This window comes from Curtobacterium sp. MCPF17_031 (assembly GCF_003234035.1).
GTDB lineage: Bacteria > Actinomycetota > Actinomycetes > Actinomycetales > Microbacteriaceae > Curtobacterium.
The window spans coordinates 113,623-129,351 of the sequence record NZ_QKSG01000003.1 but is presented as its reverse complement, the minus strand read 5'-3'; the positions used below and the strand labels follow the sequence as shown (position 1 = coordinate 129,351).

11 protein-coding genes are annotated in these 15,729 nt (G+C 66.9%); 1 reads left to right on the top strand and 10 read right to left on the bottom strand.

Annotated elements, in window-relative coordinates; translation table 11 throughout:
* Nucleotides 1-10 precede the first annotated feature (10 nt).
* The 9 genes from DEJ31_RS05855 to DEJ31_RS05815 all read right to left on the bottom strand — a co-directional run bounded on the left by DEJ31_RS05855 (nucleotide 11) and on the right by DEJ31_RS05815 (nucleotide 11,241).
* Nucleotides 11-835, bottom strand: a complete 825-nt coding sequence (locus DEJ31_RS05855; RefSeq protein WP_111121536.1) for an A24 family peptidase — start codon at nucleotides 833-835, stop codon at nucleotides 11-13.
* 11 nt (nucleotides 836-846) lie between these two features.
* The gene (locus tag DEJ31_RS05850) at nucleotides 847-2,622 is read right to left on the bottom strand and encodes a hypothetical protein (RefSeq protein WP_111121423.1); all 1,776 of its coding nucleotides are present in this window, start codon (nucleotides 2,620-2,622) and stop codon (nucleotides 847-849) included.
* 47 nt (nucleotides 2,623-2,669) lie between these two features.
* On the bottom strand, nucleotides 2,670-3,377 hold the full coding sequence (locus DEJ31_RS05845; RefSeq protein WP_181433466.1) for a prepilin-type N-terminal cleavage/methylation domain-containing protein: 708 nt from the start codon (nucleotides 3,375-3,377) through the stop codon (nucleotides 2,670-2,672).
* Complete coding sequence (locus DEJ31_RS05840) at nucleotides 3,374-4,753, bottom strand: prepilin-type N-terminal cleavage/methylation domain-containing protein (RefSeq protein ID WP_181433465.1); 1,380 nt, start codon at nucleotides 4,751-4,753, stop codon at nucleotides 3,374-3,376. The genes DEJ31_RS05845 and DEJ31_RS05840 overlap by 4 nt, the downstream gene beginning before the upstream one ends.
* Before the next feature lie 87 nt (nucleotides 4,754-4,840).
* Nucleotides 4,841-5,275: a prepilin-type N-terminal cleavage/methylation domain-containing protein gene (locus DEJ31_RS17710; RefSeq protein ID WP_309147273.1), complete on the bottom strand. Its 435-nt coding sequence runs from the start codon at nucleotides 5,273-5,275 to the stop codon at nucleotides 4,841-4,843.
* A 198-nt stretch (nucleotides 5,276-5,473) separates the two neighbouring features.
* Nucleotides 5,474-6,697, bottom strand: coding sequence for a type II secretion system F family protein (locus DEJ31_RS05830; RefSeq protein ID WP_111121420.1), 1,224 nt, complete (start codon nucleotides 6,695-6,697; stop codon nucleotides 5,474-5,476).
* The gene (locus DEJ31_RS05825) at nucleotides 6,697-8,334 is read right to left on the bottom strand and encodes a type IV pilus twitching motility protein PilT (protein ID WP_309147272.1); all 1,638 of its coding nucleotides are present in this window, start codon (nucleotides 8,332-8,334) and stop codon (nucleotides 6,697-6,699) included. The genes DEJ31_RS05830 and DEJ31_RS05825 overlap by 1 nt, the downstream gene beginning before the upstream one ends.
* Before the next feature lie 17 nt (nucleotides 8,335-8,351).
* Nucleotides 8,352-10,019, bottom strand: coding sequence for a GspE/PulE family protein (locus DEJ31_RS05820; RefSeq protein WP_110903689.1), 1,668 nt, complete (start codon nucleotides 10,017-10,019; stop codon nucleotides 8,352-8,354).
* A gap of 190 nt (nucleotides 10,020-10,209) precedes the next feature.
* Entirely contained in the window at nucleotides 10,210-11,241 is a 1,032-nt protein-coding gene (locus tag DEJ31_RS05815; RefSeq protein ID WP_181427314.1) for a GNAT family N-acetyltransferase, read from the bottom strand.
* A gap of 56 nt (nucleotides 11,242-11,297) precedes the next feature.
* Here DEJ31_RS05815 and DEJ31_RS05810 point away from each other — a divergent pair, with 56 nt between their 5' ends.
* On the top strand, nucleotides 11,298-11,696 hold the full coding sequence (locus DEJ31_RS05810) for a VOC family protein (protein ID WP_110903687.1): 399 nt from the start codon (nucleotides 11,298-11,300) through the stop codon (nucleotides 11,694-11,696).
* 130 nt (nucleotides 11,697-11,826) lie between these two features.
* On the opposite strand, the gene DEJ31_RS05805 is transcribed toward DEJ31_RS05810, so the two are convergent.
* Nucleotides 11,827-15,708 carry a DNA-directed RNA polymerase subunit beta' gene (locus DEJ31_RS05805; RefSeq protein WP_111121419.1) on the bottom strand — a complete coding sequence of 1,294 codons (3,882 nt, stop codon included), beginning with the start codon at nucleotides 15,706-15,708 and terminating at the stop codon, nucleotides 11,827-11,829.
* Nucleotides 15,709-15,729 lie beyond the last annotated feature (21 nt).

The following is a 15,729-nucleotide window of genomic DNA, read 5'->3' as shown; positions in this document are numbered from 1 at the left end:
CTTCCGAGGCCTAGGCCAAGCCGATGAGACGGAGGTAGGCGTCCCAGATGGTCGTGCCGGAGAACGCTCCGACCCAGGCCCCGAGGAGCATCCACGGGCCGAACGGGATTCCGCTCGAACGGCTGGCCCGACCCAGGAGCAGCAGCCCGATGCCGAAGCTACCGCCGAGGAGGAAGGCTGCGAAAGCACCCACTGCGAGGGGGCCCCATCCGAGGTACGCGAGCACGAGACCGAGGACACCGGCCAGTTTGACGTCTCCGAGACCCATACCACGGGGCACGGTGAGGGCGAGGGCGAGGTACGCGCCTCCCAGGACGAGCGAACCCGCTACCGCGCGGAGGAGGGAGCCCCAGTCCCCAGTGGACAGAGCCGTCACGCCGAGGAGGAGCGCGACGGTCGGGTACATCGGGAGCACGATGCGGTTGGGCAGAGTCCGGGTGTCCAGGTCGATGAGCGCCAGAGCGACGCTGCACGCCATCAGGTAGAGGAGCGTGGCAAGCAGGACGAGCCCGCCGACCAGTGGGAGCCCCTCCTCGGCGGAGGGGAAGAAGCGGATGGAGACGACGATGAACAGGACGGCCGTCGCCCCTTCGACGAGTGGGTAACGGCCTGAGATCGGCTCCCCGCAGTCTCGACAGCGGCCGCGGAGCAAGAACCACGAGAGGACCGGGAGGTTGTCAGCCCCCCTGATGCCACACCCACATCGTGGACATGTCGAGGGCGGAGAGACGACGGAGCGCCCCAAGGGCACTCGGTACACGACCACGTTGAGGAACGAACCGATGGCAGATCCGAGGAGGGCGCTGAACCCCGCAGCCAACACGGTCAGGGGCATGATCTCCGCGGTCACGACGTCGGCGCTCCGTTCGCCGTGTACGCGGTCTTGGACTCGACCTGCGTCGCGACACGGTAAGTCGTGACGGTCGGCTGGGGGAACTTCGGCGGCGTGTAGGTCGAGAGGCTCGGATCGAACTTGTAGCTCTTGTCGTAGCCCTGCCCGCTGCCCATCCCGACCGCCCCGCGGAAGTTCTGCGCGATCGATCCACTCAGGGTCAACGTTCCGCGTCCGCTGGTCGGGCCCTTCGTCCAGTTCTGCACGACGAACGTCCCCTGGTTCGACAGGACCGCCGCGTCGATCTCACGGTTCGCCGGCCGGTAGGTCGAACCATCAGTGTTGATCGGGTTCCAGACCCACACAGCGCGCTGCCCGATGAGTCCCAGAACGGTGGAAGGGCTCCGGGTCGTCGGGTAGACGATGTCACCCGTGACGTACACGTAGTTCTCCGCAGCGATCGTCACGGCCTTGTCGACGGTCCCCTGAACGAACGCGTCCCCCCGGTCGCACCCGTACGGCGTCGAGACGGCGGCACCACCGCCCGCAGTCGGCGCCACTTCGGACGTCGATCGTGAGCCGGTGGACTGGGGGAAGCCCACACCGTTCGAACGCATGCTCGTCCAGTCATTCGCCCGGACGGTCGAGTCGCAGGCGTTCGAGATGTTCTTGTAGGCGGACGCGTCCCAGTAGTTCGGGTCTTGGGCGTTCCCCGATCGCACAGCTGGCTCGTTCTGCACGAAGACCATGTTGTTCTTCGGGATCGGCACCCGGGCTCCGCTCGCAGCATGCAGGTCATCGATCGCACCGCACTTGCTGGACACCTGTCCGTCCGTGATGACTGCGCCGGACGTCGCACTGGCACCCTTGATCACCGTCTTGACCGTCAAAGGTGAGACGACTGTCATCGTGCCATCCCCGTTGAAGGTGATCTTCGTCGGGCCGGTGTAGAGGCAACCTGTGCCCTCGACCGTGTTCGTCGTCGACGGGAGGTCGTACCGCATGGAGTCCCGCAGATCGCCGATGGTCGCTGGCGGGGTCAGGGTCGACACGGTGGTCGGGTTCGAGGCGAACTTCGCGGCGGCGGTGCCGCAGTTCGCACTGGTCCAGCTGTACACACTCTGTACGGTGCTTCCGAAGGTCGAACCACAGATCTTCAGCTGGTCGTTCGAGCGGACAGGGCCTGCCAGATTGTCGTTCGGCCCGAACTGGATCTGATCGCAGGTGGCGGAAGTGGCGACAGGCCGGTACGCACTCGTGCACGGCGACAGACCACTCTTCTCGTTGGTCACCGTGGGATCGCCAGATTCGTAGTTGGTGAAGTAGAGGTAGTTCGAGAAGCCGTCAGGCCGCACGTTCGCCACCACGGACCGTGTGGTCCCCGCCGACCTGCCCGTCGACTGCAACCGGATGACGCCCTGGGAGGAGAGCTTGCTGTTGTCCACCGCGTACCGGAACGATGCGTCGCTGCCGGTTCCGTCGGAACCCGGCACCGTCACCCATGCAGCGCCGGACTCGTAGTTGAACGCGGGGTTCCCACCGGTCCCCTTCGTGAACGTACTCGCGGATGCACGGCTGAACGGAGCAGCCGCCTGTCCGTAGTTCCCGTAGGTGTTGTCCGCGTTGAGCCGGGACTGGTAATCAGCCACGCCCGCGTACGCGGCCGCGATCGCTCGATTCCAGGACGTGTCCGTAGTCGTCACACGCGCGCCGGTGGTCGCGATCGTCACCATCGTCGCGACCAGGAGCATCACGACCGCGCCGATGCCGACCACGGCGACGAGCGCCACGCCCCGTTCGTCATCGCGAGCACGAAGCGCGCGGAGAAGACGGACCATCACGGGGCTCCCATCACGATGTTCGGCATGCTGGCGGAGTTCACCAACGTCACCGCACTCGGGTCCGACGCGGCCCTACCGACGGTCGCCGTCACGGTGACCGTCCGGATGTTGGGGAGATCCGAGGCCGCGATGGCGGCTCCTGGCGAGCCCAGGACGTTTCCGGCGCCGTCCTTGAAGACGAACATCGCCCCGTTGACGACCGAGTTCGCCAGCGTCCGTTTCGACGTCGGCACCGCGGTCAGGGTCGGGCCGGACCCGAGCGGGAACGAGAAGTAGGAGCTGTTGCCCGCAACAGCGACTCCGCTCCATTTCGTCTCCGTGATCGTCTTCCGCGCCGGGTCGAGGGTGATCTGCACCTCTACGGCCTGCGACAACGTCGACTCGAGGTTGACGTAGGCGAAGAAGCGAATGGAGTTGGCGCTCGCGTACTGGAAGGCGAACTGCGAGTCGTCACCAGTGGGAACTGGGTTGTCCGTGGCCGCTCGGAGAAGACGACCGACCGCGTTCATAGCGTTCGCCGCGGTCCGGGTGTTGGCGCTCACCGAGCTCGCGGTGTTCGACGCGCGCTGCGACGAGATGAGGAACGAGCCGGCGACGGTCAGGACGATGAGGCTGAGCGTCATCGCCACGAGGAGCTCGACGAGGGTCAGCCCACGCTGGTCCGATCGCGCGCGCGCGTAGACCTGACGGATCCAGGAGTTCACGACCCACCCACGGTTCGCGGGTCGAGGGTGACGACGTTCCCCGTCAGTGCCACGTTGACGTTGCTGGCACGGGGGCTCGCGGCCACCGTCGGGGTGTTGGTACCCGTCAGGGCGCCGAGCACCGTCGTGCTGCGCAGCGCCCAGGTACCGTACGGGAGGGCCACCGTGGTCGCGGTCTTCGAGTTGAGTCCCGTGAACCAGTAGGTGGTCGACGGGGCACAGCCCGGATCGCCCCCCGGGTCAGCGGTCGTGTTCTTCACGGTCGCTGACACGATGGTGTCGAGTCCGCTGGTCTTCACGTCGAACAGTCCCATCGGAGCTCGCGCAGTGGCGGTCGTGTCCCCCGTCGCGAGGAAGCCGGGCTGGCCGTTCTTGTCGCTGAAGACGTCAGGCGCCACGACCAGACCGTTCAGCGGAGTGGTCCACGCGGTCGGGTCGACGTTCGTGCAGGTGCTCGTGTACGCACCTGCCACGGTCGTCCAGCCGTCCGTGTACGGGAAGAGCGTCGTCGACGTCGTCGAGACTGTGCGTACGGTGTCGTCGTGACGGAACGAGGTAGCGATCGACGTCGGGAGCTGCGGCGCTGCGCCGACGATGTTCACCGGGGACCCGATGTTGACGCTCAGGGCTTGGTCGTAGAGGAATGACTTGTTGCCGATCCCGCCCTGCGACGTCGTGATGACGTACGAAGGCGAGGTTTGGTAAGCGGTGTCGATGTTCCCGGACTTGTTGATCGTGATCTTGTACGTCCCGGGCTTGACCCCGAGCGCGTAACTGCAGCCGTTGCCGTCCGTCGGCGCTGGCTGCGCAGCGAGGCTTGCCGCACCGCCGGACACCGGAGCGATTGTGACGGTGACGCCCTCGTTCGGTCCACCGTTGGCTGTCTGGACTCCGACCACGATGGTGGAGGCACTCGCGCTGGACACAGCCGACGCCGGAGAGATCAACGTGTCGAGATCGACACTCTTCTGCCGCGGTGACGTCCCGCTGGTCCAGGAGACCGAGATCGAGACGCGCTTGTAGGCGAGGACACCAGAGCCTGCGCCGCAGGAGTTGTCCGTGCCGTCGGAGTTGATCCAGTTCGTTGTCCGCCGGATCGAGTAGGCCTGGTTGCCGACGGTCTGCGTGCTCGTGTCGTCGTCGAGCGTGAAGACGTCCTTGGTGCTTCGGGCAGCATCGAGGGCTTGGTTGGCGAGGTTGAGCGCGGCTTCGCGCGAGCGGTTGTCCTGCGTCAGGTACAGCGTGGAGGCGATGCCGGCGGCGAACCCAGCAGCGATGATCGCGAAGACGGTCATCGCGACCATCACCTCGATGATCGTGAACCCGTCCTGGTTCTCACGCGCCGTGCGGAGACGGTCGACGATGCGCAGCAGCACGTTCAGCCTCTCAGGAACACGAACACGAACACGAACACGAACGCAGTGAGGGGCCACGACGCCTGCCGCGACCCCTCACCCCTCGGATCATGCCGGGCAGAGACCATCCGTCACGCCTTCGGAATCCGAGGCGTGGAAGACATGCGTTGCACCGGCCGAGCTGGTCGCTTCGATGCAGAAGTTCGAACCAGTCAACTTGTAGCTGATCTTCGTCGTGTTCGTGCTGACGCTGCCACCCTGCGCCTTGATGGCCGCGGGAACGCCGGACGATGCAGTGACGTTCAAAGCAGACGCCGGCAGGCTGCCGTCGTTCGTCTGGACAGCGATGACCGCGGTCTTCCAGTTCGTGATGTCGGACTTTGCAGCGCTGTCCTTGGCGTTGTTCGTGATGCCGAGGTACACCGGGATCGCGATCGCGGCGAGGATGCCGATGATGATGACGACGACGAGGAGTTCGATGAGCGTGAAGCCCTTTTCCTTGTCCTCGAGAAGACCCTTGCGGCGAGCGTTCAGCTTGCCCATGAGAGCGAAGTACATGGCTGGTCCATTCGATTGTGAATGTGATGGGGAGTTGTTTCGGGGGCTTGCTCTGCCGCCGCAACGAGCGTATTCAGAAGCATCCCGTGACAGAATCCCGAGAACGGGGGGTGCGAGCGCAAGGAAATGCCCCCAGTAGCGGGGGCAGAACCCGTCACACCTCCCCCATTGAGGGGACGATGACTACTTGACGAGGGAGGAGATCTGGAAGATCGGGAGGTAGAGCGCGACGATCATGCCGCCGACCACGACACCGAGGAACGCGATCAGAAGTGGTTCGATGAGCGAAGTCAGCGCCTCGGTCGTCGATTCGACCTCATTGTCGTAGAAGACCGCGATCTTCTCCAGCATGATCTCCATGGATCCCGCGTCTTCACCGACGGCGATCATCTGCGAGACCATGGACGGGAAGACTTTCTCCTTTTCGAGCGGCGCGGCAATGGACTCCCCTTTCCGCACGGATTCGGAGACGCGGCCGAGGGCTTCCTGGACGACATGATTACCGGACACTTGGCCAGCGATCTGCAATGCTTGGAGAATCGGGACGCCTGCTCCGATCATGCTCGAGAGATTGCGTGAGAAACGGGCCATCACGATCTTCTTGTTGAGATCGCCGAACACGGGGACGCGCAACTTCAGGGGGTCGACGACGCCGCGGACACGATCGGAGTTCTTGTTCGCGCGCCACCAGAAACTCCCGACGACCAGGACGACAGCGAGGACCGGGCCGATGTACACCATCGCGTGTGACAGGTACACGAGCATCATGGTCGGCAGCGGCAGCTTGCCGCCGAGCGACGAGAACATGTCCTGGAAGATCGGGACGATGAACACGAGCATGATCACGACCGCGGCCAGCGACATGCACAGCACCACGACCGGGTAGGTCATCGCGGACTTGATCGTCGACCGGAGCTTGTGCTCCTTCTCGAAGTTCGTCGCGATCGAGTCCATGGCCTGGTCGAGGAACCCGCCGGTCTCCCCCGCACGGATCATGTTGATCATGATCGGCGGGAACTCGATCGGGAACTTCGCGACGGCATCGGAGAACGAGACGCCCTGCTCGACCTCGTCGCGCACCTTGCCGAGGATGTCCTTGAGCTTCTTGCTCTCGGTCTGGTCGGCCAAGATCGTCAGCGCACGCAGCAGCGACAGCCCCGACGACAACATCGTCGACGCCTGCCGCGCCATGATCGCCAGGTCCTTGAGTCCGACGCCCTTCTCGAAGCCCGGGATCTTGATCTCGGTCTGCAGGCCGGTGCCGGCCTTCGCCTCGGTGATGGCGATCGGCGAGACGCCCATGCCACGCAGGCGCTGGACGACGGCACCTTCGGACGCGGCGTCGACGCGCCCCTTGACGAGCTTCCCCGCCCCGTCCCGCCCGCGGTAGTCGAATGCGAGGGACATCAGTAGCCTCCGGAGAACTTGTCGCCGAAGTCGATCCCGCTCGCAGCGATGGCGTCGGCGGACGCGTCGGACGGGGACTCGACGCGCTGCACGAGCCGGTCGAAGCCCTCGAGGTCGTGCACCTTCTCGAGCGCCGCCTTGCGGGTGATGGTGCCGACGTTGACCAGTTCGGCGAGGTCCTGGTCCATCGTGTGCATGCCCGCGTCGCGCCCGGCCTGCATGGCCGAGGTGATCTGGTACGTCTTGCCCTCGCGGATGAGGTTGCCGATGGCGGGGGTGGTCTTCATGATCTCGGTGGACACGATGCGCCCGGTGCCGTTGGCCTTGGGGACGAGGGTCTGGCAGACGACGCCTTCGAGGGTGGCGGCGAGCTGGGTGCGGATCTGGCCCTGCTGGTGCGGCGGGAACACGTCGATGACGCGGTCGATGGTGCCGGGGGCGCTCTGCGTGTGCAGGGTGGCGAACACCAGGTGGCCGGTCTCGGCGGCGGTGAGCGCGACGGAGATCGTCTCGAGGTCGCGGAGCTCACCGATGAGGATGACGTCCGGGTCCTGGCGCAGCACGTGCTTCAGCGCTCGGGCGAACGAGTGCGTGTCCGCGCCGACCTCGCGCTGGTTGATGATCGCCTTCTTGTGCTCGTGCATGAACTCGATCGGGTCCTCGACCGTCACGATGTGGTCGGCCCGGGTCTCGTTGACCAGGTCGATGAGCGCGGCGAGGGTGGTCGACTTGCCGGAGCCGGTGGGTCCGGTGACGAGCACGAGGCCGCGCGGCAGCTTGGCGAAGTCCCCCACGTACTCGGGGATGCCGAGTTGCTTGAGGGTCTTGATCTTGGTGGGGATGATGCGGAAGGCCGCGCCCCAGTTGCCGCGCTGCTGGTAGTAGTTCACGCGGAAGCGGAACTCGGGCGACAGCGAGTACGCGAAGTCGAGTTCCTGTTCCTGGTCGAACTGTGCAGCCTGCTCGGCGGACATGAGCGTCTTGAGGGCGGCGATGACCTTGTTGCGCGCCCACGGGCCTCCCGGCACGGCGGGACGCAGCGAGCCGTCGACGCGCACGGTCGGCGGTGCGTCGGCGGTGACGTGCAGGTCGGATGCCCCCTGGTAGACGACCTGGGCCAGGGCGGTCACGAGGTCGGAGTCGGCGTCTTCGCGCGCGTGGCGCGTGAAGTTGATCTCGGCGCTGCCCGTCGGGGCGACCATCTGCACCGGCGGGGCGGCGACGGTCTGGAGGTTCGTGGTGGCGACCGCAGGCACCACCGGCAGCCGTTCGGTCACCTGGTACCCGAGAGCCGGGTCCGGTTCGTACCCGTAGCTCGCGGTCGACGGCGGCACCGCGGCGGGAGGTGTGGCCGGTACGGCGTACGGTTGCGCGACGGGGACGGCGACCGGCACGCCACTCGGGGCGGCCCAGCCGGCGAGGTCGTCGCTGAGGTCGTAGACGGGGGTGGCTGGTGCGGCTGGTGCAGCTGATGCGGCAGGGACGACGGGTGCCCCGGATGGTGCCGGGGACTGCTGCGCGGCCTGCGCGAGACGTGCAGCACGACGTCCACCGACCTCGAGACCGGGGGGGCCGGGGTGCCAGCCGTCGACGGGTTCGTCCCCGGCGGGGCTCAGGTCGTACACGGAGTCGGTCATCTGTTCGTCTCCCACGGCTACGCGACCACGCGGAGGATCTCGTCGACGCTCGTCAGGCCGAGCTTGACCTTCTCCCACCCGTCCATGCGGAGGGTGAGCATGCCCTGCGCCTGGGCGACCCGGCTGATCTCGGCGCTCGAGGCCCGGGACACGGCGAGGCGCTCGATCTCCTCGGTCACGGTCATCACCTCGTGCAGGGCGATGCGTCCCCGGTACCCGGTGTTCGAGCAGACCGAGCAGCCGATCGGGGCGAAGAAGTCGGGCACGGGGGCGTCGGCGCTGTCGAGGAACCCGAGCGCGTGGAGCTGCTCGGCCTCGTAGAACGCCGGGACCTTGCACCGGTCACAGAGCTTGCGGGCGAGCCGCTGGGCGACGACGCAGTCGAGCGCCGACCCGACGAGGAACGGCTCGATGTCCATCTCGGTGAGACGGGTGATCGCCGAGGGGGCGTCGTTCGTGTGCAGGGTGGAGAGCACGAGGTGCCCGGTGAGGGACGCTTCGATCGCGATCTGGGCGGTCTCGTGGTCGCGGATCTCACCGAGCAGGACGACGTCGGGGTCGGAGCGGAGGATGCTGCGGAGCGCCGAGGCGAAGGTCAGCCCGGCCTTCGGGTTGACCTGCACCTGGTTGACCCCCGCCATCCGGTACTCGACGGGGTCTTCGACGGTGATGACGTTGATCTCGGGCTTCGCGACGGCGTTCAGCGTCGTGTAGAGCGTGGTCGACTTGCCGGAACCGGTCGGGCCGGTGACCAGGATCATGCCGTACGGCTTCGAGTAGGAGCGCTGGTAGGCCGCGGCGTTCCGGTCGAGCAGGTTGAGGTCCTTGAGGGTCAACGACGTGTTCGTGTTGTCGAGGATCCGCATGACGACCTTCTCGCCCCACACCGTCGGCAGCGTCGCCACTCGGAGGTCGATCTGGCGTCCACCGTGACGGACGGACATGCGGCCGTCCTGGGGCTTCCGTCGCTCCGCGATGTCGATGTCGCTCATGATCTTGAGGCGGCTGATGACGCCGTTCTGGATGTTCTTCGGCGCCGGGCTCATCTCGTGCAGGACGCCGTCGATGCGGTAGCGGACCCGGACCTCGTGCTCGCCGGGCTCGATGTGGATGTCGGACGCGTGGTCCTGGATCGCCTGTGACACGAGCAGGTTGACGAACCGGACGATCGGGACGTCGTCGAGTGAGCCGTCGCCGATGTCGGCCTGGTGCTCGGTGGTGCGCGCCTCTTCTTCGAGCGAGGAGGTGAGGTCGTTGAGCTCGTCGTCGGCGCGCAGGTAGCGTTCGAAGGCGGACAACAGGTCACGTTCGTCCACCTGCAGCGGCTTGATCGGCCGGCCGGAGGCCGTGCGTGCGTCGTCGATCGCCAGGACGTTGGCCGGGTTGACCATCGCGAGCACGAGGGTCTCGCCCTCGAAGCCGATGCCGAGCACCGAGTGCCGACGGCAGAGCGGAGCGGGCAGGACCGAGACGGCCGTGCCGTCGACCGGGTAGTCGGTCAGCGGGACCGTCTTCGAGTTGTGCGACGCAGCACGCGCGGTGATGTACTGCGCCTCGCTCACGACGCCCTGCTCGACGAGTGAGCGGATCGCCTGCTCGTCGACGTCTTCGTGACCGGTCATCGCGTCGAGGTACTCGATCGGGAGGGCGCCGTTGAGGATCAGGATCTCGGACAGGGTTGCCATGTGCCCTGTACCTCCTTGCTTGCGCGCGCGACGGATCGGCGTGGTTCGGTGGGCGCCGCCAGGGTTGCGGCGCTCGACCACGGTACGTCCGGTGTCACTGCGCGGATCAGTCCCAGAAGGAGGGGGCGGCGGGGTCCTGACTGGACCCAGAACAGGGGTACCCGGGGGTACCGAGTTCCGCGGACGGAGCCTAGAGGGCCATCGAGGTCGTGATCGTCGCGGTCCCGGCGACGAAGCCGAACCGTTCGTACAGCGCGACGGCACCGCTCGGGTTCTCGGCGTCGACCTCGAGCGACGCTGCGGAGAGGCCGGCGTCACGGACGGCGTCGAGGGTCGCACCGAGCACCAGCGGAGCGAGGCCGCGACCGCGTGCGCGACGGACGACGCCGACCCAGTGGAGGTACCCGAAGCTCCGACCGCGGGCAGCGAAGGCACCGGGGTCGGACTCGACGACGGTGAAGGCCAGGACGTCCCCGTGCTCGTCCACCACGACGCGCGACAGGTCCAACCGGCTCTTCTCCGCCGTGAGGTACCCGCGCCAGTCCGCTTCCACCATCGGCTGCGAGCCCCAGTGGTCACGGAAGGCGTCGTTCTTGGCCGCCCGCATCGGCTCGACGTCGGCCACCGTCGCCGCGCGCAGCACGAGCCCGTCGGGCAACGGCGGCACGGACTGCCGCCCGGGCGCATCCGCGTCGTCCAGGACGACCTGCATGTCGACCCACGTCCGCACCGGGTGCAGTCCGGCGTGCGCGGCGAGCGCGAGTGTCGACGACCCCTGCGGTGCGGTGAGGTCGATGGCGCCGGGCAGGTCCAGGTCGAGCCCGGCGAGATGCTGCCGTGCCCGCCCGGTCTGCCACGCGAGCATCCGTCGGCCGATCCCCCGTCCGCGGTGCGCGGGGCGCACCGAGCCGCCGAGGATGACCCGGGCAGCGGTGTCCCGCGTCGGGACCGGGATGACGATGGCGTAGGCGTGCACATGCCCCTCAGCATCGATCGCGACCACCGTGTCACGCTCGGGGTCGAGCCCTTCTGTGGACAGCCGGTGCATGAAGTCCTCTGTGGAGGGATGCGCGTGCGGCTCGTCGACCGCGGCCGACTCGAGGGCGATGCCGTGCACCTCCGGCAGGTCCGCCATCGTGGCGGGCCGGAACGTCAGGCCACCGACCGGTGTCGGGACATCGAGGTGAGCCGGAGCCGTGACCCGTTCGCGCAGCGTCGCCATCCTCACAGCATGCCCTACCCCTCGACGCACCGGGCATCGACGGACCATGATGAGACATGGACATCACGAGCGTGACCGTGGGGTTGCCCGTCACCGACCTGGAGGCCTCCTGCCTCTGGTACGGCGCGGTGTTCGAACGGGTCGAGCCCGATCTCGAGCCCACCGAGGGCGTCGCCGAGTACGAGGTCGGCGGCATCTGGATCCAGCTCCTCGAGGACCCGGACGCCGACGACAACCCCGTCATCGTCCGCTTCGGCGTCGACGACGTCGTGGCGCAGCACGCCCGGATCGCCGCCCTCGGGATCGACGTCGGACCGGTCGAGTGCGTCGACGGAGCCGTCGACTGGTTCGACGCCCGCGACCCCGACGGCAACGTCCTGAGCCTGTACTCGCTCGCCGACGAGGGCGGCCGTGGTTCCGGCGGTCGCGACAGCGACGCCGGTCGCTCCGTCTAGGACCGGGCCGGATCGGCACGGGAGGCCCGTGGCGGGCCCGCCCCGTGCCTCCCGTCCGGCGTCTCCCCCGCGACAGCGGAAGGGCCCCGCATCCACTGGATGCGGGGCCCTCCTCAGGGACTCACTCGGTTCAGTTGTACGTACCCGGCGTGAAGTCGTCCGACGAGAAGCTGTCGAAGTCGACGAAGCTCAGGTCGGCGTCCGAGAACGACGAGTCGTCCGCGAAGATGCGGTTCGGGTACCGCTCCGCCTTCGCTTCTTCCGTCGCGTTCACGTCCACGTCACGGTACCGGCTGAGGCCCGTCCCGGCGGGGATGAGCTTGCCGATGATGACGTTCTCCTTGAGGCCGACGAGCTGGTCCTGCTTGCCCTCCATGGCCGCCTGCGTCAGGACGCGGGTGGTCTCCTGGAAGGACGCGGCGGACAGCCACGACTCGGTCGCGAGGGACGCCTTGGTGATGCCCATGACCTCCTGGCGAGCCGAGGCGGTCTTGCGACCCTCCTGCAGCGCCGCCCGGTTGATCGCGTTGTAGCGCGACCGGTCGACGAGCTCGCCCGGCAGCAGGTCGGTGTCGGCGTGGTCGACGACGGTGACCTTGCGGAGCATCTGGCGGACGATGACCTCGATGTGCTTGTCGTGGATCGGCACACCCTGCGAGCCGTAGACGTCCTGCACACCGTTGACCAGGTGCTTCTGGACCTCTCGGACACCCTTGACCCGGAGGACTTCCTTCGGGTCGACGGTGCCGGCGATGAACTGCTCGCCGAGCTCAACGTGCTGGCCGTCCTCGATGAGGAGGGTCGCACGCTTGAGCACCGGGTAGATGAACGGCTCGTCGCCGTTGTCCGGCGTGAGGATGATCCGACGACCCTTGTCCGTGTCCTCGATCGTGGCGCGGCCGGGGGCCTCGGCGATCGGGGACGCGCCCTTCGGGGTGCGAGCCTCGAAGAGCTCGGTCACGCGGGGCAGACCCTGCGTGATGTCGTCGGCCGAGGCCGAACCACCCGTGTGGAAGGTACGCATCGTCAGCTGGGTACCGGGCTCACCGATGGACTGGGCGGCGATGATGCCCACAGCCTCACCGATGTCGACCAGGTTGCCCGTGGCGAGCGACCGGCCGTAGCACTGCGCGCAGACACCGACGGCCGACTCGCAGGTCAGGACCGAGCGCACCTTGATGCTCTCGACCCCGGCCGCCAGCAGCTTGTCGAGGAGGACGTCACCGACGTCCTCGCCGCCCTCGGCCACCACGGTGCCCGAGGCGTCGACGGCCTCGGTCGCGAGGGTGCGCGAGTAGACGGTGTTCTCGACGCGCGGGTCGCGGACGAGCTTGCCGTCGGCACCCATCGTCGCGATCGGCAGCTCGAGGCCACGGGTCGTCCCGCAGTCGTCCTCACGGATGATGACGTCCTGCGACACGTCCACGAGACGACGGGTCAGGTACCCCGAGTCGGCGGTACGGAGAGCCGTGTCCGCCAGACCCTTGCGAGCACCGTGCGTGGCGATGAAGTACTCCGCCACGGTCAGGCCCTCGCGGTACGAGTTGATGATCGGGCGGGCGATGATGTCACCCTTCGGGTTGCTCACCAGACCACGCATACCGGCGATGTTGCGCACCTGCAGCCAGTTACCACGAGCGCCCGAGGACACCATGCGGTTGATGGTGTTGTCCTTCGGGAAGTTGTCGCGCATCTCCTGCGCGATCTCGTTCGTGGCCTCGGTCCAGATCTTGATCAGGTCGGCGCGACGTTCCGCGTCGGTGATCAGACCCTTGTCGAACTCGCCCTGGACCTTGGCGGCCTGGATCTCGTAGCCCGCGATGATCTCCTTCTTGCGAGGAGGCGTCACGACGTCCGAGAGGGCGACGGTCACACCGGAGCGGGTGCCCCAGTAGAAGCCGGCGTCCTTGATCCGGTCGAGGGCGGCGGCCGTCTCGGTCTTGGAGTAGCGCTCGGCGAGGTCGTTGACGATCGCGGAGAGCGTGCCCTTGTCGGTGACCTTCTGGACGAACGGGTAGTCCGTGGGGAGGGTCTCGTTGAAGAGCGCACGGCCGAGGGTGGTCTCGAGGAGGATCGACTGACCGACCTCGTAGCCCTCGGGCGCTTCACCCTCGGCGAAGTGGACACCCGACATGCGGATCTTCACCATCGCGTTGAGGTGCAGCGTGTTCTGGTCCTTCGCCATGATCGCCTCGGCGACCGAGGAGAACGAACGGCCCTCACCCACGGCGCCCTCGCGGACGGTCGTGAGGTGGTGCAGACCGATGATCATGTCCTGTGCGGGCAGGGTCACCGGACGGCCGTCGGACGGCTTGAGGATGTTGTTCGAGGCGAGCATCAGGATGCGGGCCTCGGCCTGGGCCTCGACCGACAGCGGCAGGTGCACGGCCATCTGGTCGCCGTCGAAGTCGGCGTTGAACGCAGCACAGACCAGCGGGTGGAGCTGGATGGCCTTGCCCTCGACGAGCTGCGGCTCGAACGCCTGGATGCCGAGACGGTGCAGCGTGGGTGCACGGTTCAGCAGCACGGGGCGCTCGCGGATGATCTCCTCGAGCACGTCCCAGACCTGGGCACGCGAACGCTCGACCATGCGCTTGGCCGACTTGATGTTCTGCGCGTGCGACAGGTCGATGAGGCGCTTGATGACGAACGGCTTGAACAGCTCGAGCGCCATCTGCTTGGGCAGACCGCACTGGTGGAGCTTGAGCTGCGGGCCGACGATGATGACCGAACGACCCGAGTAGTCGACGCGCTTGCCGAGCAGGTTCTGGCGGAAACGACCCTGCTTGCCCTTGAGCATGTCGCTCAGGGACTTGAGGGCGCGGTTGCCGGTACCCGTGACGGGGCGACCACGACGACCGTTGTCGAACAGCGCGTCGACCGCTTCCTGCAGCATGCGCTTCTCGTTGTTCACGATGATCTCGGGAGCACCGAGGTCGAGCAGGCGGCGGAGACGGTTGTTGCGGTTGATCACACGACGGTAGAGGTCGTTGAGGTCCGACGTGGCGAAGCGGCCACCGTCGAGCTGCACCATCGGGCGCAGTTCCGGCGGGATGACCGGCACGACGTCGAGCACCATCGCTGCCGGCGAGTTGCCGGTGGCGAGGAAGGAGCTGACGACGCGCAGACGCTTGATCGCACGGATCTTCTTCTGGCCCTTGCCCTCGGCGATCTGCAGACGCAGCGCCTCGGCCTCGGCGGCCAGGTCGAAGGCCTCGAGCCGCAGCTTGATCGCCTCGGCGCCCATGTAGGCGTCGAAGTAGATCCCGAAGCGGTCCTGCAGCTCGTGGAAGACGGCGTCCTCGGGCTTGAGGTCGCCCACCTTGAGGTTGCGGAAGTCCTCCCACACACGCTCGAGACGGGTGATGTCCTCGTCGAAGGACTTGCGGACCTGGGACATCTCCTTCTCGGCGGTGTCCTTGGTCCGACGCTTCACGTCGGCCTTGGCACCTTCTTCCTCGAGCGCTGCGAGGTCGTCCTCGAGCTTCTTGAGGCGGTCGGCGATGATCGAGTCGCGCTGGTTCTCGAGGTTCTTGATCTCGAGGCGCATCTCGTTCTCGAGGCCGGGCATGTCAGCGTGACGGCCCTCCTCGTCGATGCTGATGATCATGTACGCCGCGAAGTAGATGACCTTCTCGAGGTCCTTCGGGGCCATGTCCAGCAGGTAACCCAGGCGCGACGGGACGCCCTTGAAGTACCAGATGTGCGTGACGGGTGCGGCGAGCTCGATGTGGCCCATGCGCTCACGGCGGACCGAGGACTTGGTGACCTCGACGCCGCAGCGCTCGCAGACGATGCCCTTGAACCGGACTCGCTTGTACTTGCCGCAGGCGCACTCCCAGTCGCGGGACGGACCGAAGATCTGTTCACCGAACAGACCGTCCTTCTCGGGCTTCAGGGTGCGGTAGTTGATCGTCTCCGGCTTCTTGACCTCGCCGTACGACCACTGGCGGATGTCCTCGGCGGTAGCGAGGCCGATCCGAATGGCGTCAAAGGAAGTTGCTTCGAGCAATGTTCTTCTCTCTTGCTGGTT

Bases quoted from the DNA above. Each gene is read 5' to 3' on its own strand.
- DEJ31_RS05855 (WP_111121536.1), bottom strand. From the start codon at position 835: ATGCCCCTGACCGTGTTGGCTGCGGGGTTCAGCGCCCTCCTCGGATCT.
- DEJ31_RS17710 (WP_309147273.1), bottom strand. From the start codon at position 5,275: ATGGGCAAGCTGAACGCTCGCCGCAAGGGTCTTCTCGAGGACAAGGAA.
- DEJ31_RS05830 (WP_111121420.1), bottom strand. From the start codon at position 6,697: ATGTCCCTCGCATTCGACTACCGCGGGCGGGACGGGGCGGGGAAGCTC.
- DEJ31_RS05825 (WP_309147272.1), bottom strand. From the start codon at position 8,334: ATGACCGACTCCGTGTACGACCTGAGCCCCGCCGGGGACGAACCCGTC.
- DEJ31_RS05820 (WP_110903689.1), bottom strand. From the start codon at position 10,019: ATGGCAACCCTGTCCGAGATCCTGATCCTCAACGGCGCCCTCCCGATC.
- DEJ31_RS05815 (WP_181427314.1), bottom strand. From the start codon at position 11,241: ATGGCGACGCTGCGCGAACGGGTCACGGCTCCGGCTCACCTCGATGTC.
- DEJ31_RS05810 (WP_110903687.1), top strand. From the start codon at position 11,298: ATGGACATCACGAGCGTGACCGTGGGGTTGCCCGTCACCGACCTGGAG.